At 62.9% G+C, this 24,358-nt stretch carries 18 protein-coding genes; 7 read left to right on the top strand and 11 right to left on the bottom strand.

All coding sequences use genetic code 11. The features are described from left to right. Positions 1-36: 36 nt before the first annotated feature. The 9 genes from A8G00_RS22325 to A8G00_RS22285 are packed head-to-tail and all read right to left on the bottom strand — an operon-like array spanning position 37 to position 11,029. A complete protein-coding gene (locus tag A8G00_RS22325; protein WP_244309823.1) occupies positions 37-930 on the bottom strand; it encodes a YncE family protein in 894 nt (297 codons plus the stop codon). Positions 931-977: 47 nt separating this feature from the next. Beyond that, a complete protein-coding gene (gene atzF / locus A8G00_RS22320; protein ID WP_103001725.1) occupies positions 978-2,762 on the bottom strand; it encodes an allophanate hydrolase in 1,785 nt (594 codons plus the stop codon). After that, entirely contained in the window at positions 2,759-6,355 is a 3,597-nt protein-coding gene (gene uca / locus A8G00_RS22315) for an urea carboxylase (protein ID WP_103001724.1), read from the bottom strand. The genes atzF and uca overlap by 4 nt, the downstream gene beginning before the upstream one ends. Then, complete coding sequence (locus tag A8G00_RS22310; RefSeq protein WP_025546586.1) at positions 6,352-6,987, bottom strand: urea amidolyase associated protein UAAP2; 636 nt, start codon at positions 6,985-6,987, stop codon at positions 6,352-6,354. The genes uca and A8G00_RS22310 overlap by 4 nt, the downstream gene beginning before the upstream one ends. Before the next feature lie 15 nt (positions 6,988-7,002). After that, on the bottom strand, positions 7,003-7,824 hold the full coding sequence (locus tag A8G00_RS22305; protein WP_103001723.1) for an urea amidolyase associated protein UAAP1: 822 nt from the start codon (positions 7,822-7,824) through the stop codon (positions 7,003-7,005). Beyond that, positions 7,821-8,297 carry a CopG family ribbon-helix-helix protein gene (locus A8G00_RS22300; protein ID WP_103001722.1) on the bottom strand — a complete coding sequence of 159 codons (477 nt, stop codon included), beginning with the start codon at positions 8,295-8,297 and terminating at the stop codon, positions 7,821-7,823. The genes A8G00_RS22305 and A8G00_RS22300 overlap by 4 nt, the downstream gene beginning before the upstream one ends. After that, positions 8,290-9,096 (bottom strand): ABC transporter ATP-binding protein, encoded by an 807-nt coding sequence (locus tag A8G00_RS22295; RefSeq protein ID WP_044660831.1) that lies wholly within the window; start codon positions 9,094-9,096, stop codon positions 8,290-8,292. The genes A8G00_RS22300 and A8G00_RS22295 overlap by 8 nt, the downstream gene beginning before the upstream one ends. Next, positions 9,093-9,908, bottom strand: a complete 816-nt coding sequence (locus A8G00_RS22290; RefSeq protein WP_044660832.1) for an ABC transporter permease — start codon at positions 9,906-9,908, stop codon at positions 9,093-9,095. Before A8G00_RS22290 ends, A8G00_RS22295 begins: the two co-directional genes overlap by 4 nt. A 38-nt stretch (positions 9,909-9,946) precedes the next feature. Beyond that, positions 9,947-11,029 (bottom strand): putative urea ABC transporter substrate-binding protein, encoded by a 1,083-nt coding sequence (locus A8G00_RS22285; RefSeq protein WP_103001721.1) that lies wholly within the window; start codon positions 11,027-11,029, stop codon positions 9,947-9,949. Between the two features lie 553 nt (positions 11,030-11,582). On the opposite strand from A8G00_RS22285, the gene A8G00_RS25365 reads away from it, so the two are divergent. The 3 genes from A8G00_RS25365 to A8G00_RS22275 all read left to right on the top strand — a co-directional run bounded on the left by A8G00_RS25365 (position 11,583) and on the right by A8G00_RS22275 (position 15,257). Then, positions 11,583-11,750 (top strand): hypothetical protein, encoded by a 168-nt coding sequence (locus A8G00_RS25365; RefSeq protein WP_172451954.1) that lies wholly within the window; start codon positions 11,583-11,585, stop codon positions 11,748-11,750. A gap of 60 nt (positions 11,751-11,810) precedes the next feature. Continuing rightward, positions 11,811-14,216 (top strand): TonB-dependent receptor, encoded by a 2,406-nt coding sequence (locus A8G00_RS22280; RefSeq protein WP_103001720.1) that lies wholly within the window; start codon positions 11,811-11,813, stop codon positions 14,214-14,216. 159 nt (positions 14,217-14,375) lie between these two features. Continuing rightward, positions 14,376-15,257 (top strand): MBL fold metallo-hydrolase, encoded by an 882-nt coding sequence (locus A8G00_RS22275; RefSeq protein WP_103001751.1) that lies wholly within the window; start codon positions 14,376-14,378, stop codon positions 15,255-15,257. Positions 15,258-15,289: 32 nt separating this feature from the next. Here A8G00_RS22275 and A8G00_RS25360 read toward each other — a convergent pair whose 3' ends face one another. Then, on the bottom strand, positions 15,290-15,433 hold the full coding sequence (locus A8G00_RS25360; RefSeq protein WP_172451953.1) for a hypothetical protein: 144 nt from the start codon (positions 15,431-15,433) through the stop codon (positions 15,290-15,292). Positions 15,434-15,707: 274 nt separating this feature from the next. Between A8G00_RS25360 and A8G00_RS22270 the strand changes: the two genes are divergently transcribed. Next, complete coding sequence (locus A8G00_RS22270; RefSeq protein WP_103001719.1) at positions 15,708-18,812, top strand: TonB-dependent receptor; 3,105 nt, start codon at positions 15,708-15,710, stop codon at positions 18,810-18,812. A gap of 165 nt (positions 18,813-18,977) precedes the next feature. Here A8G00_RS22270 and A8G00_RS22265 read toward each other — a convergent pair whose 3' ends face one another. Next, on the bottom strand, positions 18,978-19,634 hold the full coding sequence (locus A8G00_RS22265; RefSeq protein ID WP_103001718.1) for an FABP family protein: 657 nt from the start codon (positions 19,632-19,634) through the stop codon (positions 18,978-18,980). Between the two features lie 277 nt (positions 19,635-19,911). On the opposite strand from A8G00_RS22265, the gene A8G00_RS22260 reads away from it, so the two are divergent. From A8G00_RS22260 to A8G00_RS22250, 3 genes are all read left to right on the top strand, one after another. Next, a complete protein-coding gene (locus A8G00_RS22260; RefSeq protein WP_065846350.1) occupies positions 19,912-21,093 on the top strand; it encodes an acetyl-CoA C-acyltransferase in 1,182 nt (393 codons plus the stop codon). A 172-nt stretch (positions 21,094-21,265) separates the two neighbouring features. Beyond that, on the top strand, positions 21,266-21,883 hold the full coding sequence (locus tag A8G00_RS22255) for a YbhB/YbcL family Raf kinase inhibitor-like protein (protein ID WP_044660838.1): 618 nt from the start codon (positions 21,266-21,268) through the stop codon (positions 21,881-21,883). 181 nt (positions 21,884-22,064) lie between these two features. Further along, a complete protein-coding gene (locus A8G00_RS22250; protein ID WP_103001717.1) occupies positions 22,065-24,341 on the top strand; it encodes an FdhF/YdeP family oxidoreductase in 2,277 nt (758 codons plus the stop codon). The last annotated feature ends 17 nt before the right edge of the window (positions 24,342-24,358 follow it).

Below are 24,358 nucleotides of genomic sequence, written 5' to 3'. Positions count from 1 at the left end.
ATCTGCTCCGCGGCGCTTGATGGCGCCGCGGACGCCTCATTTCGCCAGCTTCGCCGGATCGGGCCACCAGGTCAGCGTGTGCACGTCATGCGCGGACGTCCAGATGCCTGAATCCGTGAAGCGCAGCGCGCCGCTGCCTTCCGCTTTCCCCACTCGCGCCCTGACCGCCATCGACTTGGGATCGATCACGACGAAGGTCTGATCCTCCGTGGTGCGCAGCCACACCAGCCCGCCGCCCGTATCGATGTCGCCCCATTTCAGCACTGCGCCGACCTTCACCCGGCCAGCCGCGTCGCCGGTTTCCGGGTCGATGCGGACGACCGTTCCGTCGCCCTGCTCCTGAACCCAGACCCCGCCTTCCCCGGCCGCAAGGAAACCCGGCTCCTTGCCCAGTGCCGTCGTCTTGACGACGCTGTCGGTCGCGGGGTCGATGCGCTGGATCGAGCGGCTCTCGCTGCTGACCGCCCAGACCGATCCGAAACCGAACGCCAGATAATGGGTGCCGGGATTGACGGGGATGGTTGCCGTCACCGCGTTCTTCGCCGGGTCGACGCGGGATACGACGCCCTTCTGATCGCTGGCGACCCAGATCGATCCGGCGCCGGCGACCACATTCAGCTCGCCCTTGGGATTGGCGATGCCGGTGGGGATGGTGGCAGTCTTCCGCGCGGTCTTCGTATCGATCTTTATGAGCGCATTTTCCTGGCAATCGGCCACCCAGAGCGCTCCGTCGGACAGGGCCATGGCGCCGCAGGGTTTCGACATGGCCACGGCGGCAAGCCTGCCCTGCCGCGACCAGCGCTCGACCCGGCCGGCATTGGTCGCCCAGACGCTGTCGCCGTCGACCGCCAGGAAGTCCGCAAAGCCCGGCACCTCGATCACCTGCTCCGCATGGGCCATGGAAGCCGCACATCCCGCCGCCACTGTCATGATCAATCTCCTGAGCCTTTTCATGCCTTGCCCTTTCCTTGCGAAGATCAGGCGCGCTGCGCGATATAGGCGCGCCATCCGCCCAGGGCGGTGATGTCCTCGGCTCCCGTCAGCGCGCGCGGCTCTGCGACGAAGCCCTTGACGCTGCTGCCGTCGGCCAGCGTCACCGTGCCTATGGCGAGTGGCGCCGGCACCTCGACCACGAAGCTGCCGAATTCGGCGATGCCAAGCTCGTAAACCTCCAGCGCGATCGATCCGCCGTCCTCGCTGTGCACCAGTGCGGGCTTGGGCGGCACGCTGTTCGCGATCGCGTAGAGGCGGTAGTTGGGTGCCGTTTCGAAAGCGCCCACGAACTTCGCGTCGCGGGAGGTGAGTTGCCAGTGCAGCGGCATGTTCTTCAGATGAGCACCGACTACAGCGAGTTTTACGGTTTCCATTTTGCCCTCCAGATCGAGCGGTGGCGGCGACGGAATATCCGCCGCCGAAATATAGGCGTCGGCGGCGTCGAGCAGCGCAACATCGCTGTCGGCGGGACCGATCAGGGTGATGCCGAACCCGGTCGCATTCGACCTTATGCCGGCGGGCACGGCGACGGCGGCCATGTCCAGCAGGTTCACGAAATTGGTGTAGAAGCCCAGGGCGCTGTTCAGCGCGATCGGCGCGGCCTTGAGTTCCGCCACTCGATAGGTCGTGCCGGTGGTAGGGAAGGCGAGCAGGTCGATGCTCTCCCAAAGCGTATCGGCGTGACGCTTGAGTTCGGCAAGCCGATAGATGCCGTTGAACAGATCGACGGCGCTTATTTCCAGTCCCGGCTCGACGACTTCACGCACGGTCGGGTCTATCGCGTGGGGATGGTCGGCAAGCAGGTCCGCGATGGCGGCGGTCCGCTCCGCCACCCAAGGGCCGCCATAGAGGAGCTGCGCCGCTTCCTGTAGCGGCGCATAGTCGATCTCCACCAGTTCGGCGAGGGTGGAGAGCCTGTCGAGCGCCCGGTCGTAAAGATATTCGGACTGCGCGTCGCCGAAGAAGGCGCGCTGGTCGCGGCGAGGAACGCCGATCCTCTTGCGCCCGATCGGCCGGTCGGCAAGCGGTTTGGAATAGGGATCGGCCGCATCGAAGCCTGCTGCGATAGAGTCGACCAGCCGGGCGTCCGCCGTGTCGCTCGTGAAGGCGGTGATGCAATCGAGCGTGCGGCAGGCTGGCACGAGACCGCTGTTGCTCCACCGGCCTTTGCTGGGCTTGAACCCGATCAAATGCTGGAAAGCGGCCGGAACGCGGCCCGATCCTGCGGTGTCGGTGCCGAGTGCGAAGGCGACCAGTCCCGCCGCCACGGCGACCGAGGAACCGGAGCTGGAGCCGCCGCTGACATAGGACAGGTTGTAGGCGTTTCTGGGGCTGCCATAGGGACTTCGCGTGCCGTTCAGTCCCGTGGCGAACTGGTCGAGATTGGTCTTGCCGACGCAGATCGCACCCGTCGCGATCAGCCGCTCAACGACCGTGGCCGAAGCCTTCGGCCGATAGGTGAAGGCGGGGCAGGCCGCGGTCGTATCGAGCCCCCGGACATCGATATTGTCCTTCACGGCGAAGGGAACGCCGGCCAGCGGCAAGGCTTCGCCTGCCGCCACCCGCGCATCGACCGTGCGGGCGGCCTCGATCAGGGCGTCCGGCGCGACCCGGCTGATCCAGATCTGGGGCTGAACCGCGTCATAAAGGGCCAGACGCGCGATCGTCTCTTCGGCCACCGCAACGGCGCTCATGCGCCCCGCCCTGACCGCATCGGCAATCATCGACACGCTGCGGCGGTTCAGCCGGTCCCCGGCTGGCGCGGTCATGCGTGCCTCCTCAGCGCCATCATCGGCGCACCGGGCTGCAGCGACTGCCGCTCCTGCACATAGAGCGCCTCGACCCTGCCCGCGCCCGGGCTGTGAACGGCACATTCCATCTTCATCGCCTCTATGATCGCGATCGTTTCGCCGGCATCGACCTCGTCGCCGGGCCCAACGAGCAGTTTCCACAGGCTGCCGCCGAACGGCGCTTCGACCAGATCGGCGCCATCGGGAATTTCCACGGCGTCCGGCTGCGGCTCCTCAGCTTCGGATAGATGGGCGACGCGGTCGAATTCGCCGTTCCGCTGCCACTCGGCCCGCTCCTCATCGAAGGCGCTCTGTCGTCGCGCCTCAAATTCCGCGATCGACTTCGCATTGTCGGCAAGGAAAGCGCGATAGTCAGAGAGGCGGAATTCGCACGGCTCGATCCTGATCGAGCGTCGGCCGCTCGGAAAATCGCGCCGCCATTCGACGAGTTCGTCCGCGTTTACAGGATAGAAGCGGATCTGGTCGAAAAAGCGCAGCAGCCAGGGCTTTCCCTCCGTGAAGGCGTCGGTCTGCCGATGGGTATTCCACATCTGGATGGTGCGGCCGAACAGTTGATAGCCGCCCGGCCCTTCCATGCCGTAGATGCACATATAGGCCCCGCCGATGCCAACGACATTGGGCGGCGTCCAGGTGCGCGCGGGGTTGTATTTGGTGGTGACCAGCCGATGCCGAGGATCGACCGGCGTGGCCACCGGGGCACCCAGATAAACGTCGCCCAGGCCCAGGACGAGATAATTGGCCTCGAAGATCAGATTCTCCACGGCCGCGGCATCGGGAAGGCCGTTGATCCGCCGGATGAACTCGATATTGTCGGGGCACCAGGGCGCGTCAGCGCGGACGGCGCCCATATATTTCTCGATCGTCTCGATCGTGGCCGGATCGCGCCAGCTGAGCGGCAGGTGGACGATACGCGACGGGACGACGAAGTCCGCCAGATCGCCCAGCCGCTCCTCCGCCGCCATCAGCATGTCGAGGGCGGCTCGCTGATCCATGATCTCGCCGTCGAAATGCAACTGGAGGGACCGGATTCCGGGCACGATGTCGACAATCCCGGCAGGATCGAGCCTTTCCAGCTCGGCCATCAGCGCATGCGCCCTTATCCGCAGCTCGATATCCAGCACGATGGGGCCGTATTCGACCAGGATATTGCGGTCGCCCTGCTGGCGATAGACCGTGCGCGGGCGATCCGGGGTGGCCGGGATTTCCGCAAGGATGGGGGTGAGCGTGCCGATGGGCCGGGCTGGTCCGCCCCCAAGCGCCGTACCCGATGCGATCAGCCCGCGCTGGTGCAAATCCGCCGCGCGCGCACCCTCGACATCGACCGGCACGAAGCGCAGCTTGTCGCCGGGCGCGAGCTGACCCATGATCCAGCGATCGGCGGCGATCACGACGAAGGGACAGACAAAGCCGCCGAGCGAGGGGCCGTCCGGGCCCAATATGATCGGCATGTCGCCGGTGAAGTCCACTGCCCCGATCGCATAGGGATTGTCGTGAATGTTGGACGGGTGCAGACCCGCTTCCCCGCCGTCGGTGCGCGCCCAGCGGGGCTTGGGGCCGATCAGCCGGACGCCGGTACGATTGCTGTTATAGTGGACCTGCCACTCCGCCGTCACGATTTCCTCAATATCCTCGTCGGTGAAGAAATCGGGCGCCCCGTGCGGGCCATAGAGCACGCGCAAGGTCCATTCATTCGTCAAGGGCGGCAGCGCGACTTCCGGCAAGGCAGGCCCGACCTCGTCACCGGCCAGATGCAGCGTATCGCCAGCCAGCAACCGGCGCGCGGCATGTCCGCCGAACTGGCCAAGCTCGAAGGTGCTGCGACTGCCGAGATAGGGCGCGATGTCCAGGCCGCCGGCCATGAGGATGTAGCCGCGTATGCCGCCGCCCCTCACCCGGCCAAGGCTAAGCGTCCGCCCCTCCCCCACGTCGAAGGCGACGCCACGCGGCACCGGCGTTCCGTCAAGCTTGGCGTCGAAATCAGCGCCGGTCAGGCAGATGCGCGCCGGCGCGTTGAAGGTCAATGTCGGGCCGGTATGGAGCACTTCCAGGCCGGCCGTGCCTTCGGCATTGCCGAGCAGCCTGTTGCCGAGCCGGAACGACTGGTCGTCCATCGGGCCCGATGGCGGAACACCCACGGCCCACAGTTTCTGCCGGCCGGGCCAATCCTGAACGGTCGTCGCCGTGCCGCCGCTGACGACCTGGATGCTGCGCGGATGGAAGGCGATGCCGTCGAGGACGCGGGTCGAGACTTCGCCGCTGACGAAGGGAGACGAACGCACCACCTCCCGAAGCCAGCGCAGGTTGGTCTCGATCCCGTCGATACGGCTTTGGTCCAGTGCCGCCTGCATGGCGGATACGGCTTGGGCGCGGGTGGGCGCGTGCACGATCAGCTTCGCCAGCATCGGATCGTACCAGGCGCTGACCGTGCTGCCGGCCATGCACCAGGTTTCGACGCGAATGTCGGGCGGAAACGCGACCGCCGTCAGCGTGCCGGAGGTCGGGCGATAGTCGAGCGCGGGATCTTCGGCGTAGAGGCGCACCTGCACGGAATGGCCATTGGGACGCGGCGGCTCCCTGTCGAGGAAGGAGAAGTCTCCGGCAGCGCCGCGGATCATCCATTCGACAAGATCGATGCCCATCACTTCTTCAGTGACGCCATGTTCGACCTGAAGGCGGGTGTTCATCTCCAGAAAGAAAAATTCTTCCCGTTCCGCATCATAGAGAAATTCGACCGTTCCGGCCGACCGATAGGACGCGGCCTCGCCCAGCCGCGTGGCGGCAGCGATCAGCGCGCTGCGCACCGCGTCGGGCAGCAGGGGCGCAGGCGCTTCCTCGACCACTTTCTGGTTGCGGCGCTGGAGCGAGCAGTCCCGTTCGCCCACCGGCAGGACGCGCCCCTCGCCATCGCCGAATATCTGCACCTCGATGTGCCGCGCACGTCGGATGTAGCGTTCCAGGAAGATGCCCGCGTCGCCGAAATTGCTTTCGCCCAGACGAGCGACGGCGGCGAAACTCTCGCGGACGGCGGCCTCGTCCTCGCAGACGCGCATGCCGATGCCGCCGCCGCCCGCAGTCGCCTTGAGGATCACGGGGAAACCGATCTCACGAGCGGCGAGTACGGCCTGCGCCTCGTCCCTGAGCAGATCCGTGCCGGGCGCGAGCGGAACATCGTGCGCGGCGGCAAGCTCGCGCGCGCTGTGCTTCAGGCCGAAGGTGCGGATATTGTCCGGCGTGGGGCCGATGAAGATGATCCCGGCCTTCGCGCAAGCCTGTGCGAACTCGACATTTTCAGCGAGGAAACCGTAACCGGGGTGAATGGCGCCAGAGCCCGTCCTGCGGGCCGCATCCAATATGGCCTCTATGTTGAGATAGCTTTCCGAGGCGCGCGCACCGCCAATGCAGACCGCTTCGTCGGCCAGTGCGACGTGGAGCGAATCCTCGTCGGCTTCGGAATAGACCGCGACTGATCGCAGGCCCATCCGGCGGAGCGTGCGGACGATGCGGGTGGCGATCGCTCCGCGATTCGCGATGAGGACGGTATCGAACCTCATGCGGCGACAATCATGCGCACGGGCGTCGGGTTGAAACCGTTGCACGGATTGTTGATCTGCGGGCAGTTGGAAACCACCACGATGACATCCATCTCCGCGCGCAGGTCCACGGTCAGGCCGGGCGCGGAGATGCCATCGACGATCCCCAGCGATCCGTCGGCCTCCACCGGCACGTTCATGAAGAAGTTGATGTTGGAGACAATGTCGCGCTTGCCCCTGCCTTCGCGCAGATTCGCCTCCAGGAAGTTTTCGACGCAGGCATGTTCGGCCTTGGTGTGGTGGCCGTAGCGAAGCGTGTTGGATTCGCAGGAACAGGCGCCGCCGATGGTGTCGTGATAATCGACGGACGTGGCGGTGATCGTCATCATCGCCCGCCCCTCGTTGGAACGCAGCACCGCGCCTTCGCGAAGGAAGAGATTGCCTTGCGCGGCGACGGTGTCCTGCGCGCTGTAACGCTCCGCATCGTCCTGCGCGGAATAGAGGAGGAAATCGACCGCCTGATTCCCTTCCAGATCGACGATCCGCAGGGTCTGGCCGGCTGCGACATGATGCAGCCAGGGCGCTCGCGCCGGCACGATCACGTCATGGAGGACAGTGCCCGGAAGGCCGGACAAGTGAATATCGACGCTCATTGAGGCGTTTTCCTTTTAACGGCGGAAATAGTCTTCGACATTCTCAAAGGCGCGCAGGCCTTCTGGAGTGGCGGTGCGGATGGTATCGTCGGCGGGAGTGACCGGACCGCGCCAGGCCGTCGCGCGAAGCGGCGTCACGGTCCAATCCTCGCGCGGGTCCAGGACATGCGGGCAGTTCGCGATCACCACGATCACATTCATCTCGGCGCGCAGCACCAGGCTTCGCGCCTGGGCAAAGGGGCCCAACTGCGGCACGATCGCTCCGTCGGCTTCGATCCGCACCCCCTTGAACAGGTTGACGCACGGATGCACGTCGCGCCGCTGGAGGCCGTGTTTGGCGACGCCGAGCAGGAAGCGGTCGCGTCCGCTGGGCGTCGGGCCGCTATTGGCCCCATTGCCATATTTGGCCGCATTCGTCGCAGCGTTGGAGGTGCCGCAGAAGGCGTCATGCGTTCCCGCCCCATCCTCGACAAAGCTCATGAGGACACGGCCCATGTCCGACAGCAGCAGCTTGCCCGCGCCGAGATAGGCGTTCCATTGCACTTTCACCGTATCGGCGACGTTGAGCCGTTCGGTCGGCAGTTCGGCGTTGAAGATGAGGAGGGAAGCACAGGCATCGCCCTTGAGGTCGATCAGCCGCAGGCGGGCGCCGCGCGGCAGACGCCGCGTTGCATAGCCGCCCGCCGCGATCGTCTCTTCCCACAGAAGGTCGTCCGCGGGCACGCCGTCCGGCAGGTCGCTGGCCACCGGCGGCAACACCGGCATGGCTTCCACCGCGGTCCCGGCCTTGGCGCGGGCATGGTCGCGGGCGGCGGTGGGGTTGGTAAGGGCCGTCATGCCATCACTCCCTTGGTCTGTTTGCTGGATTCCTGTTCATAGAGCGGCGGCAGCAGGGCGGTTGTGGTGACGAGCTGGAGCTGGTGGACGCCGCGCACCCGCCGAAGCGCATCGCACAGTTCCTTGAGCAGCGAGGCAGGCCCCTGCACCAGCAGCACCTCAAGCGACTGGTCATCCTCCAGAAAGACATGCTGAGAGGAGATGACCTCCTTCAGATAGTCCGCCTGCGTCTGGGCAAGCTGATGCCGCACGCGGCCGCGGTCGCCGCGATAGACGATGGTGATGGTGCCGGCCAACATCTCGTCGGGCCGGGTAAAGGCCTCATGTTCGGCAAGCGCATGACGGATGAGTTCGGCGATGAGCTGCGAACGCGACGGCAGTCCGCGTTCCTCCACCATCATGTCGAGCTGCCGGAACAGGTCCGCCGGCAGGCTCATGCTCAGCCTTGCAAGGGCCGCAGATTCGCTACCCATGTCCAATCTTCTCCTCATGATGCCGGTCGCCGTTTTCCGGCGCGGCTATCGCCTCTTCCCCGGCCGCGTCGCTCGCGCGTTTGCGCAGGGCGAGGTCGTAAACAGCCGTCGCGCCGAAGCGGTGCGGGGCGTGCGGGTCGTGACGGCGCTTGTCGAGCGCCAGCACCCGCGTCCCCAGGTTGAAGGCTTCGTGGATGTCGTGAGTCACCATGATGATCGTCAGCGAATAGTCGCGCCAAAGCCGGGTGATCAGCCGGTGCATGTCGGAACGGATACCCGGATCCAGCGCGCCGAACGGTTCATCGAGCAGCAGGATGCGGGGGCGCTTGATAAGCGCCTGCGCGATGGCCAGACGCTGCTGCATGCCGCCCGAAAGCTGTGCGGGATAGAGGTGAAGGCTGTCGCCAAGGCCGACGGCATCCAGCATTTCGGTGGCTTCTTCCACCGCCGCGCTGCGAGCCCTGCCGAACAGGCGCGCCAGAAGCGGCGATTGGGCGCATTCCAGCCCGAAAACCGTGTTCCGCAAGGCCGACAGGTGGGGAAATACCGAATAGCGCTGAAACACGACGCCCCGATCGGGTCCGCATTCAGGCGTCAGCGGCATCCCGTCGAGAAGGATGGAACCCCGCGTCGCCGCTTCCTGGCCGAGGATGAGACGCAGCAGGCTGCTTTTGCCGGCGCCCGAAGGGCCGATGATCGACACGAAAGACCCTTCCTCGATATCGATCGTCACGCGTTCGAGCACGATCTTCTCGCCATATTCGATCCAGACATCACGAAGAGAGAGAAGCGCGCTCAATGGCTGACTCCGTGGGCCCAGGGGAACAGGCGCTGGCTGAGGAAAGTGAGGGAAAGATCCATCACCACGGCCAGCAGCGCGATCCACGCGACATAGGGAATGATGACATCCATCGAGAGATAGCGGCGGACGAGGAATATGCGGTAGCCAAGTCCGATGTCGGATGCGATCGCCTCGGCCGATATGAGGAAGACCCAGGCCGGCCCCAGCGACAGGCGTACGGCGTGAAGCAGGCGCGGCATGGCCTGGGGCAGCGCCACCCTTATCATGATCTGCCAGCTGCTCGCCCCCAGCGTCTGCGCCTTGATGATCTGTTCGCGCGGCAGGGCAGCGACGTGCGCGGCAATGTCCCGCACCATGACAGGGGCTATGCCGATGACGATGAGCGCGACCTTGGCAGTTTCCCCCAGGCCCAGGGCGATGAAGAGGATAGGGAGCAGCGCGATGGGCGGGATCACGGCGATGCCCGTTACCAAAGGTCCGAAGGTTGCCCGCACGGGGGGAAGGATGCCGAGCACCAGCCCCACAAGAAGCGCCGCGAGCGTCGCGATGCCCAAACCGATGCCAAGCCGCTCCAGGCTCGCCAGCGTATCCGCCCAGAATAGCAGCTGTCCCGTCAGCTGGTCCGGCTGGAAAAGCAGCCCGGACATCGCCTTCGTCATGCCGTCGGGCAACGGCAATATCTTGTCGAACTGATTGGCGGCGTGGCGTTGAGCCGCCAGGAAAAGATAGAGCAGGACCAGCAGCAGGATCGGCACCGCCCCCAGCAGCAGCCGGTCGCCTCGGCTGACATGTCGATTCACCCAGCGCATATCATCATCGTCCTACAGAGTGGATCGATCGGGGCAGCTCAAAGCTTTCCGTCGGCCGCCAGTTTCATGAAGCTTTCGTCGAACCGCAGCGTCACATGCTGCGCGTCGCCCAGCGTCTTCCCGCCGGCGAAGCTCATGCCGACGGCATCGGCTGAGGCCGCGCCCTTGAACAGGCCATGGGCGAAGCTGAAATCCCGCACCTGCGCCATGCTTTGAACGAGTGCGGGGGCAGATGTGGCCGCCACGGCGGATTTGGGATCGGCATAGAGATGCGTGGTCGCCAGCTGGCTCTCGAACACTTCGGGTGTCGTGCCCGCCAGCTTCGCCATGGCCGCGCGTGCCGCCTTGCCCTGCGCGTCCTGCCTTTTCATCAGCGCCATCGTATCGAACCAGATGCCGGTCAGCGCCTTGCCCAGATTCGGATTGGCTTTCAGGGTCGCCGTATCGACCACCAGCAGATCCAGTATTTCACCGGGGATCTGGGCCGAGCTGAAGACCTCCTTCGCCCCGGCCTGTCCCTTCATGACCGAAAGCTGCGGGTTCCATGCGACCGCCGCGGTGACGTCCGGACTGGAAAAGGCCCCGACGATATCAGCGTCGGAGGTGTTCACGGTCTTGATGTCGGTGGGCTTCATCCCCGACTTCTCCAGCGCGCGGGCGAGAAGATAGTGGGAGACCGAAAGTTCGACCAGATAGACCTGCCTGCCCTTGATCGCTGAAAAATTGTCGGCGCCCTTGAGCAAGATGCCATCATTGCCGTTCGAATAGTCGCCGACTATGATCGCGCTGGTATCTTTCCCGCCGGCGGCCGGAATCGTCAGGGCGTCCATATTGGTCACCGTCACGCCATCGAATTTGCCGGCGGTATATTGATTCACCGATTCAACATAGTCGTTGACCTGAACGATATTGATCTTGATGCCGTATTTATCCGCCCACTTCTTCACGATTCCGGCCTGCTGGGCATAGGGCCATGGCATCCAGCCAGCGTATATCGACCATCCGATGTTGAACTCTGTCTTCGGCTGGGAGGGGGCGTCCGGCGCTTGCGAGCAGGATACAAGCAAAAGCGCTCCAGCCATCAGAGCAGCCCGGCCTGCATTGCGGAACATTCGGATCATTCTTTCGTCCCCTTTCGGCAAACACTATTGCAAAGCAGCACGGGTCTGTCCACCAAGAATTATTACCTTTAAAGTTTTAGGTAATACTCTCCATCGTGGCGGAAATCCGGGGTCCAGCGCCCTGACACCCGCCGTCGGGCCGGCTGAGCGACCGCGCCGATGACCGGCCCCTCCCCGCGAATCGACCAGATTGCGTTATTCTGACGGATAGACAGCGGGCAGCGTCGATCCGTTGGTCGGGGTTTGCGATTCGGGGCCGAATGGTCCCACATAATTCCCACTCCGGTCCCGCCGCCATTCCTCCCACCAATATTGGAATCGGTCTTCATCGTAAGAAAACCGCCACATTGTGCGCCGCACCCAACGATTGCAGTCATACTGAGCAAGTGCGAAATTATTACGCTTGACCCATTACGTAATATCCATACCGTATAGTTGATCGACCGCTCGTCGAAGCGGCGCAACAAAGGGGTAGATTAGCCGGGCAGTCACCGGCTTGAAGTGAGGGTTCGTGAATCGAAGAACGGCTCGCAATGCTGCTCTCTCAGGCGCTATGGCGCCGGTCGCCAGCAATGCGCGGCATTGTGACCTTGCCGGTTCATCGCACGGCGCGCGAACAGATCAAATGATGATTGCAGCCGCTTCGGTTGCAAAAGACGATGCACATCATGGCATGACAATGACGACTGGCCGGGAACCGGCCGACAAGGTGCCGGCCTAGCCAGAGCGCCAGGGAGAAGGATGTCACTTGGGGCTCAACTGCAAGGGGGTCGAAGTGACTATGAAATTGTTTCGCAATACATTGCTTGGCGCGACCATTCTTATGGGCGTTGGGACCACTTCGGCTTTCGCTCAAGGCGCCGCGGACGGTGCTGACGGTGCAGGCGGCGAGGGCAACGAGATCGTCGTGACGGCCACTCGGCGCGCGGTTTCGATCCAGGACGTGCCGATCAACATCAGCGCCGTCGGCCAGGAGCAGCTCGCCCGGCAGCGGATCGACGACGTGCGCGACATTGCCGACTTTACGCCAGGCGTGACCATATCGGACACGGGCCCGGGCTCGACCGGAACGATCGTGCTTCGCGGCCTCAACGCTTCGGATTCCAGTTCCACCGGCAATTCCTATGACACGGCCTTGGGCGTCTATCTCGGCGAGGTTCCGCTCTATTACGACTTCAAATTGCTCGACATCGCGCGCGTCGAAACGCTGCTCGGGCCGCAGGGGACACTCTATGGCCTTGGCACCCTGGCGGGAGCGATCCGCAATATCCCCAACCGGCCCGACACGGACAAGATTGAGGGCGAGGTGCATAGCCGCCTTTACGGCAAGGGCCACAGCGGCAAGCTAGGCTATCAGGTCGACGGCGTCATCAACATCCCGATCGTCAAGGATCATATCGCCTTCCGGTCGGCCACGGGCTATTTCTACGATCCCGGCTTCATCGACTATCCGCTGCTGCTCCAGACGCCGGGCGTTTCGCTGCCCCAGCCGGATGGTCCGACGAGCATCTCGCCCGCCGGCTATGCCGCGAACCTGAGAAAGGAGAAGGACCTCAATTTCGAGAAGACCTTCACCACCCGCAACCAGTTGCTGTTCCAGGTCAGCGAGGATCTGAAGGTCAACTTCACCTACGCGTTCCAGCAGACCAAGACCGATGGAGGTCAATATAATAGCGACGGCGTACTCGGAACGGGCAAATATCAAAGTGCGGCGCGTTATATCGAGCCGGTGAAGCGTCGCGCGCACCTGGGAGCGATGGAAATCAACGCCAACCTCGCGGACATTGCCGATCTTGTTTCGACAACTGCCTATACCGATGTCAAGAACGACAATCGGACGGACAATACCGACCTTCTGCTCGATCTCGATTATGGCTATGAATCCTTCCCCGCTTTTTCGAGCTGGAACGAAAGCCACGATCGCCGCAAGCAGTTCAACCAGGAAGTCCGCTTCGTTTCCCGCCATGGCGGTCCGTTCAACTGGGTGCTGGGCGGCTTCTACAATCAGCAGAAGCGGCTGCGGGAATATACCGAACATGTTCCGAATCATCCCTGGGTGGAATTCGGAACGCAGCCCAACCCCGACGAGGTCGAATATAACAGCTTCAACAAGTCGAAAGTGACGGAGAAGGCAGTCTTCGGAGAAGGCACGTTAAGGATCATACCCGAATGGCAGGTGACGGCAGGCGTGCGCTATTTCGGCTATACGTCGGACGTCAGCGGACGCGCGGTACTTCCACTGCTCGGCGATCCGGTCAGCCCCTATGATCTTCCTTCTGCCGGCGGCAAGTCGAAGAAGAGCGGCTGGGTGTGGAAGTTTAACAGCTCCTACAACTTCACGCCAGACATCATGCTCTATGGCACCTACAGCAAGGGCTATCGGATCGGAGGGCCGAACACTGTCGCGCCCTGCGTCCTGCCACTCGATCTAACGCAGCAGAATGTGTGCGCGCTGCCCAATGAAATCCAATATGGCCCGGACACCACGAAAAACGCGGAACTCGGCATCCGCACCCAGCTTCTGGATCGCAAGCTGACGTTCAATTTCAACGTCTTCCAGATCAAGTGGAACGGTATTCAAGTCGATTCTGCCACCATCAACGGCATCGTGGGCATCACCGTCAACGGCGGCAAGGCGAAGTCGGAGGGCTTCGAAGCGTCGTTCCAGGTCAAGCCGATAGAAGGATTGTCGATCCAGGGAACATATTCCTACACCGATGCCAAGCTGACCCAGGATGTTCCGGGGATCATCGCGGTCAACGACCCGGCGGGAACCTATCCCAGTTCACCGATTCAGCTGGACGCGCTATCGGGCGATCGCCTTCCAGGCTCTGCAAAGAACAGCGGCAGCCTGGGCGCGACCTACACCATGCCGTTCATGGCCGGGAACCTGGTGGCGGACTGGACAGCGACCTATCGCGGCAATGTCGTGACGCGGCTGGGCTGGGACCGCGCCTATGGCGACAAGCTTCCGGGCTATGTGCTGCACCGCGCCTCGCTGGCCTATGAGACGGACCGTTACAGCCTCGTCCTGTTCGCGAACAATATCTTCGACAAATATGCGGTGGCTTCCGTCTCCAATGACCGCTCGCGCGTAGGCCTCAACGATGGAGTGGTGCTGCGCTATTACAAGCAGACCGTGATCAATCCGCGCACCTTCGGCATCGAAGCACGCTTCAAATATTGATCTGATGATGCTGCCGGGGCGCCATTTCGAAAGGATGGCGCCCCGGCGAGCGCGCAGGATCATCGCAATGCTGCCTTGCATGAAAGGGAAAGAGCCATGGCCGCTGATGCGCGCAGGGTTCGACGGGTACGAACCCTTGGATTGAGTGCGGCGCTCCTGATGGCGAGCGGCTCGGGATATGCCCCGGACCTGAAGGCAGCTTGCGTAGCGCTGCCGAAGCTCTTCGCGGAAAAGTGGATCGACGGCACGCTGCCGCAGGAGCCCTTCACCCAGGTCCAGCAACTCGACGAGGACAGTTTCGTCATCCGCCAGTCGGTCAAGACCAATTTCGAAGCGCCCTTCCTTTATCTGCTCTTCGGGCGCGACAGGGCTTTGCTGATCGACAGCGGGGCCGAAGGCGGCCGCATCAGGCCGACAGTCGACCGGCTGGTCGCACAGTGGCTGGCCGCTCACGGACGCCGTTCGATCCCGCTCGTGGTCGCCCATAGCCACAGCCATGGCGACCATGTTGCCGGAGACGCCGCCTTCCGTGACCGCCCGGATACGACCGTCGTCGGGCTGAAGCCATCGGACGTGGCCAGCTTTTTCGGCATCTCCCCTTGGCCCGAGGGAGTTGCCAATTTCGACCTGGGCGATCGCGCGCTCAGCGTCATCGCAACACCAGGGCATCAGGCCGCCGCGATCATGATCTACGACCCTCGCCTCAAGATCTTGTTGTCGGGCGACACGCTCTATCCCGGCCGCCTTTACGTGCCGGTAAATTTCATGGCCGACAATCGCGCCAGCATCGAACGGCTGGCAGCCTTCGCGGCGAAGCATCCGATCTGCGCCGTCATGGGAGCTCATATCGAGATGACGTCCGAGTCGGGGCGCGACTATGGGCATGAAGCGTCAACCCATCCAGAGGAACATCCCCTCCCCTTGCCGGCGCAAACCATTGGTGAACTCCAGACCGGCCTGCGAGAGCCGCTGGAGACACCCGACCAGCGGCAAGTCCACGATCATTTCATCATTGTCCCGGTACCCGCCCGCGCGGAATGATCCGGCGGCGTCGGATAAGATTGCCTTCAAAATCAGAGCAAAGTCTGTGATTCTGGCGCAAGATCGATATGCCTCAAGTTGGAAAGCTTCGCGCGGGCGACCGGACAGACTTTCGTCCTTGCTGCTTTCTTCTTCGCCTGCGCGGCATCGATCATCTGGCTTGCATCGCGACCCACGCGCGCAGTTGATCCCGATGCGGCGCATTGATCGAAAGCTTTCGGTGCATGTCACATGACGATCCGGGAACCTATGTCATGCGCAACATCGAGGAGCAAATCTCCCGCCCACTGGCAGAGACGGCCCTGGCAAATAGCCGTTCCTTCACCTTTGATGTGATATAATAGTGACAATGCAGCTATTTGTGCGTCATGTGGGAAATCGCGCTGCCGATGCTTGTTCTATCCCCGAAGGCATGAAGGGATGCCTTCTGCAAGGGATGAGGGGTGTAACATGCAGCTTCGTGCTATTCTGCTTGGCTCGGCGAGCTGGAGCGCGGCTTTCCTGATCGCAACCGGCGCGGCCTGTGCGCAGACGAATGCGGACGCAGCCTCCCCGGCTGCCGCAACGGTGCCGCAGGGCAGCGACACGGCGTCGGACAGAGGAGAGCCGGTCATCATTGTGACAGGTTCCCGCATTGCGCGGCCGACACTGGATTCGCCGATCCCCGTAACATCGCTGTCGACTGCGGATCTCACCCGGAGCGGCGGCACCGTCATCGGCGATGTGCTGAATGATCTGCCCTCCCTGCGGTCCTCCTACAGTCAGGCGAATTCCACCCAATATATCGGCACGTCCGGCCTCAACCTGCTCGATTTGCGTGGCCTGGGCGTTACGCGCTCGCTGGTTCTGGTGAACGGCCGTCGCCATGTCACCTCTTCCGAAGGCGATTTTCTCGTCGATACGAACACCATTCCCACCGACCTCATCGAGCGCGTCGACATCGTGACCGGCGGCAGTTCGGCCGTCTATGGCTCCGATGCCATGGCCGGCGTGGTCAATTTCGTGCTGAAGCGCGATTTCGAAGGCCTGTCGCTTGACGGCAAGGCCGGTATCTCTAGCTATGGCGACCGGGGAACCTATCGGCTGTCGGGCACCTTCGGCCGGAATTTCGCCGATGGACGGGGCAATGTTGCGCTGAGCCTCGAATATAATCGCACGAATTTGCTGACCTATACCGACCGGCCCGCCCTGACTGGCGCTTTTTCCGGACGGCGGCAGTTCCAGCTGGTCGACAATCCGTCTCTGGACAATGACATTCCCGACAGAAGCTTCCTTACCGGGGTGCACAGCTTCGGTTATGACAATGGTGGCAATTTCATCGCCTATAATGGCGGCAGCCCCCTGTCCTGCGGCACTGGCGCCGCGGGGGCCTGCCGCGCAAATGGTTTCCCGCGCGTTTTCGGCTTCAACCCCGACGGGTCGCTTTACGAATATGCCTATGGCAATGATTTCCGCCCCGCCGGATCGGGGAATAATCAGAATGGCAACGGCGCGACCCTGAACGATCGCGGCACGCTCGACCCCTCGCTCAAGCGCTTCGTGGCGAATTTCCTTGCCCATTATGACGTGTCGGATGCATTTCGCCCCTTTATCGAGGCCAAGTTCGTCCGGGTGAAGAGCTTTAACCAGGGCAGCCCGACATTCGGACAAGGCGGGGAACAAGGCACGGTCGCGTCGGAGGATGAGGACGGCAATCCGATCCGCGTGGCGGCGACGCCCGACACCTATCTGGGCTCGGGCGTTCCGATCTTTTTCGACAATGCCTATTTGCAGCCGGGCGCGGCCGCCACCATCCGCTCGCTGCTGCCGGCGGGCGCGGAGTTCTTCCGGCTCAACCGCAATAATAACGATCTTGGCACCCGCGACGAATATGACCGTCGCGATACATACCGCATCGTTATGGGCGCCGAAGGAACGTTCAACGATGACTGGCGCTATGATTTTTCCGTCAACTACGGGAAGTTCAAGAGCCGCTCCCTGTTCTTCAACAACCGTATCGAATCCCGCTTCCAGAATGCGGCTGACGCCGTTTTCAACGCTGCGGGCAATATCGTCTGCCGCATCAATCAGGTGACCGTCACCGACCCGGCCTGCGCGCCGCTCAACCTCTTCGGGGACGGCGCGCCCAGCCAGGCGGCGCTCGATTATATCAACACCACATCCCATCGCCGGGGCAGCGCCAGTCAGTTCGACATCAACGCCAATCTGGTGGGCGACAGCTCGCAATGGTTCGAATTGCCCGGCGGCCCTGTCGCCTTTGCGGTTGGCGCCGAATATCGTCGGGAAAAGGCGTTTTACGCCTATGACGATACGGTGAAGAGCGGCGATACTTTCCTGAACGCCATTCCCGACTTCAATCCGCCATCCTTCGCCGTGAAGGAAGCCTATGGCGAACTGGACGTTCCCCTTCTGAAGGACATGCCGTTCGCGCGGGAACTCAGCGTCAATGGCGCGGTTCGCGTCGCGGACTATAAGGGCGCAACCGGCACCGTCTGGGCCTATAATGGCGGTGCGATCTACGCGCCGGTTTCCGACATCAAGTTCCGGGTCAATTACTCCCGGTCGGTGCGGGCTCCGACACTGAGCGACCTTTATTCCTCGCCATCACAGAATTTCGATCTTCTGGACGATCCCTGCGACGTCAATTTCATCGACAAGGGCAAGTCGACCCGCGCGGCCAATTGCGCCGCCGCCGGCGTTCCCGCGGGCTTCGTCAACAGCGTGGCGCGGGCCGGAAGCACGGAGTTTCTGTCGGGCGGAAATCCCAATCTGACCGCCGAAAAGTCGCGCAGCTGGACCTATGGGTTCATCCTGCAACCGCGCATGATCCCGGACCTGTCGATCACGGTCGACTATTACGACATCAAGATCAGCAAGGTCATCAGTGCCGTGGATGCGCAGACCATTCTCGACGCCTGCTATGATGGAGCAAATCTGAACAACCAGTTCTGTCAGCTCATCTATCCCCGTCAGGCCAATGGACTGTTCGCCAGACCGGCCCTGTTGCAGAGCACGGTGAACTTCGCCGCCCTGGTGGCGAAAGGCATCGACATGGATGTCGCCTATAATCATCGGTTCGACCCCGACAACAGGATCGCGGTCCGGGTCGTCGGCACCTGGGTGCGGACCCGCACCGACTATCCCTATCTCGACAATCCCGGCCAGCCCGAACGGGTGAAGGGAGAGCTGGGCGATCCGATCTGGAACGTCAATGCGTCCATCGACTATACGCACCGCAACCTCACCCTGGGGTATCAAATCCGCTATATCGGCCGCCAATCGATCACCGATTGGGAGGCCCAGCACGACACTTATGGTGTGCCTGCGCTCGATCCCAACTATGCCGACACCGTCTATTATCCGCGCGTTTTCTACCATTCGATCCGTGCGTCGCTGGATGTCGACAAGCGGTTCACCCTTTATGGTGGGGTCGACAATCTCACCAACCGTAAACCGCCCTACGGATTGTTCGGCAATGGCAGCAATGGTGATGGCGACGCCATTTACGACAATATCGGCCGCTTCATGTATATGGGCGTGTCTGTCAAACTTTGATTTGCAAAGCGGGAATGAGAAAGGGCGGGCAGGTTTGCGTGCCCTTTCTCAACAACATGTGACTTACCGATACAGGTCGAAAATGACGTTTGGGCAGCTTAACCCTCGGTAATGACTCAAGCGTCGAATTCCGGTTTTCGAAAGCGGACAGGGATGCCCGCCATATCAGTTCGACCTCGCGCGTCGGTCCAGAATCTGCTTGAGAGGATTGGGTTTCCCCGGCGCCACACGCCGAAGGGTATTCGTATCGTGATGGTCGAACGGGTCGGGCCTGCCGTGGACGGCAAGAATGGTGTGAATATCATAGCTCCAGCTATCGTCGCCGTCGAAGCGGATGTCGATCCGGTATGCATCCGTTCGAAAACCATATTCCAGGAAAGCGGTCGAGCATATCCCATACTGCGTCTGACCGCGTGCCGCGACCAGCGACAAATTGTCGTCGCCGACCTTGGCGTGGCCCGCGGCCAGCGCCACCTGCCCACGGGGAATAGCCAATGTCTGCAGGATCAGCCCGGTTGCCGGTTCCCATAGCCAGTAACCGACCTGATCGTGGAAGGTGATGTCCTCTTCCTCGGTCGTGATATGGGTGTGATAGCGCAGGCCGTAGAAAAGCTGCGGCCCGTTGGTTTGAGGATCGATGGCATCGAACGAAACACGCTCAACGAACACGCGCCGCTCGGGAGCGTCTGCCTTGGGGTTGATATCAACACCCTTATGGGCCTCCCAGCGACCGGCCAGCCTTGCCAGCGGCCCCAGATTGGCGAGCGTGTCGGGGTCGACGCCGGTTGGCTCGGTAAAAATATCCTGAGGAAACGGATTCATGGCCTTTCCCTGCGAAACGAGTGGAACCCGCAACATAGGACCTGATCCTGGTCGACCCAAGGACTCAATTCCTTGCCTGGTTCATAGGCTTAGGGCAAAAAATATGCCGCTCATCGCGTGCGTGAACGTGGACAGCGCTCGAAGGAATAATCGGTGCGCCCGTTGCACGCATTGCCGGGATGGGAGAAGAGGCGGGCGATACGGACGGAAACCCTCGTCACGATTCGCGGCATGATCCAGTGCAGGGTTCGTCCCTGAACCGCTTGAGGAAAGAGATATGAGCAAGGACATCATCATCGCTGGCTATGCCCGGACGCCCATGGGCGGCTTTCAGGGCGCACTTTCCAGCGTTTCGGCGCCGGAACTGGGCGCCGTTGCGGTGAAGGCGGCGGTTGAGCGCTCCGGCGCCGCGCCGGAGGCCATCGACCGCATCTATATGGGCTGCGTCCTGCCCGCCGCCCTCGGCCAGGCGCCCGCGCGGCAGGCGGCGCTTGGCGCGGGCCTGCCCCAGTCGGTGGAGGCGACGACGGTCAACAAGATGTGCGGTTCGGGCATGCAGGCGGCAATCATGGCGGCCGAAGCGCTGAGCGCCGGGGCCGTGGACATCGTCGTCGCCGGCGGCATGGAGAGCATGACCAATGCGCCCTATGCCCTGCCCAAGCACCGTTCCGGCGCGCGCATCGGCCACGATCGGGTCATCGACACGATGATGATGGACGGGCTGGAGGACGCCTATGATCGCGGCAAGCCCATGGGAGCCTTTGCCGAGGACACGGCCCGCGATTATCAGTTCACCCGCGCGGAAATGGATGCCTATGCGGTCGAAAGCCTCGCCCGCGCCAATGCGGCGATCGACAGCGGCGCCTTCGCTGCGGAGGTGGTGCCTGTCACCGTCAGGACGCGCGGCGGCGAGGTCCAGGTCGACAAGGACGAACAGCCCGGCAATGCGAAGCCGGAGAAGATACCCTCGCTGAAGCCCGCCTTCGCCAAAGACGGTGCGATCACGGCGGCGTCCTCCGCCTCGATTTCGGACGGCGCAGCCGCGCTGGTGCTGACCCGTGCGGATGTCGCTGAGAAGCTTGGCCTTGCCAGGGAGGCGCGCATCGTCGCCACCGCATCCCATGCCCATGCTCCCGCACTGTTCACGACTGCCCCGGTCTTCGCGATCCGCAAGGTGCTGGAGAAGGCAGGCTGGTCCGCCGGGGACGTCGATCTCTACGAAGTGAACGAGGCGTTTGCCGCCGTCGCCATGATCGCGATGCGCGACCTCGACATTCCGCATGACAGGATCAACGTCAATGGCGGCGCCACCGCACTGGGTCATCCCATCGGCGCCAGCGGCGCGCGCATCATCGCAACGCTGGTGGCGGCATTGAAAGCCCGCGGCCTCAAAAAAGGCGTCGCGGCGCTCTGCATCGGCGGCGGCGAAGCGACCGCCGTGGCTCTCGAAATCCTATAAGACGGATAGAGATAACAATTTGGACCGGCGCCGTCTTTCCGGATGGCGCTATCCTTTAATCCATGTCTCTCAGGTTATGGATTATGGCGCGGCGCGACTCATCGCGATGGAACGTCCTGTACGCGGCTGAAGTTTTCCCTTCAGTCGATGACCGGAGCCATGGAGCCAGCCGATGCTCGAACATATTCCCGCCTGGATGGGCAGGATCTTCACCAATGTCCGCGCCGGCCATGAAAGGCTGGCCATCGTCAGGGCCGGGCTGCAGGGAACGGCGCCCATGATCCCGCTGTCCAGCCCGGCTTTCGCTGCCGGCGGCCGGCTGCCGATCCGCTTCACGGCGGATGGCGAAGGGGTATCCCCGCCGCTTGTCTGGGGTGAGGTGCCGGCAGGCACGGCCAGCATCGCGCTGATCGTCGAGGACCCCGACGCGCCCACACCCAATCCGCTGGTCCATGGTCTGCTCTGGGACCTGCCCGGCGATCTCCGCCAGGTGGACGAGGGGGAGATTGCGGAGGGCAAGGAGGCCACCGTCGGTTCCGTTGGCCGAAACAGCTATCTTGCCCAGGCCTGGCTTCCGCCGGACCCGCCGACGGGCCATGGCGAGCATGATTATATTTTCCAGCTCTTCGCCCTGGCGCAGGCCATTGATCTGGGGCCGGGGCCCGGCCGGTCCGACATCGTCAAGGCGATGGACGGCCAGGTGCTGGGGGTGGGCGTGCTGGTCGGCACCTATTCCCGCGGCGATCCGGCGCCCGTCGGACATGTCGGCCCCGGCCTGGCGCGCGGTTAGCCCGAACAAGGCAGGCGCCTCGTCCGCCTGAACCGGCCGACGCCTATCCTTGGAACGTCTCCGCCCTCAAACCGTTCGGGACATGAAACAGAAACAAATCAGCCTCGCCCGACCGGCGTCCAACCCAGGTTAGTTCGCGCTGCGTAATAAACCGATAGAGAAGCGACAGGAGGGTCGTGCCATGGGCGATGAAGACGACACCGTTCATTATGACGGCGCGGAAGGCGGCTGGGGCTCGATCAAGGGCATGGCCGAAATCGCCTGGCGCGAGAAGCCGACGCCGGCCGTCCTCAACACGCTGCGCCGGCAAAACAAGGTCAAGGGGTTCATGTGCGTGTCCTGCGCCTGGACCAAGCCCGCCCATCCGCATGCCGCCGAATTTTGCGAGAACGGGGCCAAGGCCACGCTATGGGAACTGACCAGCCGCCGCTGCACGCCCGAAGTGCTGGCCAGGCACAAGGTCGGCGAGCTCAGGACATGGAAGGACCACGACCTTGAGCAGCTTGGGCGGCTCACCCATCCGATGCGATTCGATCGGGCGAGCGACCGCTATGTGCCTTGCTCCTGGGACGAGGCGTTCGAGGCGATCGGCAGGGAACTCAAGGCCATCGATCCCCGCGCCGCCGTCTTCTATTCATCGGGGCGGGCCAGCCTGGAAACAAGCTATCTCTATGCCCTGTTCGCCAGGGCCTATGGTCACAACAACCTGCCGGACAGTTCCAATATGTGCCATGAGACGACGTCCGTCGCGCTCAAGAAGCTCATCGGCTCCCCGGTCGGCACCTGCGTGCTGGCCGATTTCGACCTGTGCGACGCGATCTTCTTCTTCGGGCAGAATACGGGCTCCAACAGCCCCCGGCTGCTGCATCCGCTGCAGGAGGCGGTGAAACGCGGGGTGAAGATCGTGACCTTCAACCCGATCCGTGAAAAGGGTCTGGAAGTCTTCAAAAATCCCCAGAGCCCGACAGAAATGCTGACGCCCAAGACGACGCAGATCTCGACGCTCTATCTACAGGTCAAGGCCGGCGGGGACATTGCTGCCATCACCGGATTGATCAAGCATGTCCTTGCCGAGGAAGAAAGGAAGTGGCGCGAGGAACAGCGCCACGTCCTCGACATCGACTTCATCGAGCAGCACTGCACCGGATTCGAGGCGCTCAAGGCCCATGTCGAAGCGACAGGCTGGGAGGAGATCGAGCGCGAGAGCGGCCTTGCCCGCGCCGACCTCCGGCAGGCGGCGCAGATCTATATCGACGCTCCCCGCTCCATCGCCATGTATGGCATGGGCCTGACCCAGCATGTCCATGGCTTCGAAAATCTTGCGGCGCTCACCAATCTCTGGCTGCTCAAGGGCAATATCGGCCGCGACGGCACCGGCATATCCCCGGTCCGCGGCCATTCGAACGTGCAGGGCCAGCGGACGGTCGGCATTTCCGAAAAGCCGGAACTGGTGCCGCTGGACAGGATCGCCCGGCAATATGGCTTCGAACCGCCGCGGGAAGAGGGCATGAACACGGTGAAGGCATGCGAGAAAATCCTGTCGGGAGAGGTGAAGGCCTTTATCGGCCTGGGCGGCAATTTCGTCCGCGCCATCCCGGAACGCGAGAAGATGGAGGCGGCCTGGCAGCGCCTGCGCCTGACGGTCCAGATCGCGACCAAGCTCAACCGCAGTCACCTCATAAACGGCGAAATCGCCTATCTTCTGCCGTGCCTTGGACGGTCCGAGGAAGACATGCAGGCATCCGGCCCGCAGGCGGTGACGATGGAGGATTCTCTCTCCTGCATCCACGGCTCGCTGGGCAAGAACAAGCCCGCCTCCGACCATCTGAAGTCGGAAGTGGCGATCGTGGCCGGAATGGCGAAGGCGACGCTTCCCCCCAATCCAAAGCTGGAATGGGACGCATGGACGGCGGATTATGCCAGGATCAGGGACAGGATCGAGGAAAGCTACCCAGACCAGTTCCACGACTTCAATGACAGGGTGTTCACGCCCGGCGGCTTCTACCGCGGCAATTCGGCGCGGGAGCGGATCTGGAAGACCGAGAGCGGAAAGGCGCAGTTCACCGTTCCCAAGACGATGAGTTCGGTCGGCTTCGAACCGGCGGTGGGCCGTTACAGGCTGGTGACCTTGCGGTCGAACGACCAGTTCAACACGACGATCTACGGCTATTCCGACCGGCTGCGCGGCATCGAAGGAACGCGCGACGTCGTGCTGATGAACCCTGAGGATATGGGAGCCGCCGGCCTTCGGGAGGGCCAGGTCGTCAGCCTGGCGAGCGATGCCGGGGACGGCGTTCATCGTCAGGTCGACGGTCTGGCGGTCACGCCCTTCCTGCTGCCGCGCGGCTGCCTGGGCGCATATTATCCGGAAATGAATCCCCTGGTTCCGCTCTGGTACCACGACGAACAGTCGAAGACCCCTGCGGCCAAGGGCGTTCCCGTCCGCATCGTCATCTGAGATGCGGAAGCGCGGGG

The sequence above is a fragment of the Sphingobium sp. SA916 genome (assembly GCF_002894065.1).
Classification (GTDB): Bacteria; Pseudomonadota; Alphaproteobacteria; order Sphingomonadales; family Sphingomonadaceae; genus Sphingobium; species Sphingobium fuliginis.
The sequence above is the reverse complement of the archived record's forward strand: the minus strand, read 5'-3'. Positions and strand labels throughout refer to the sequence as shown.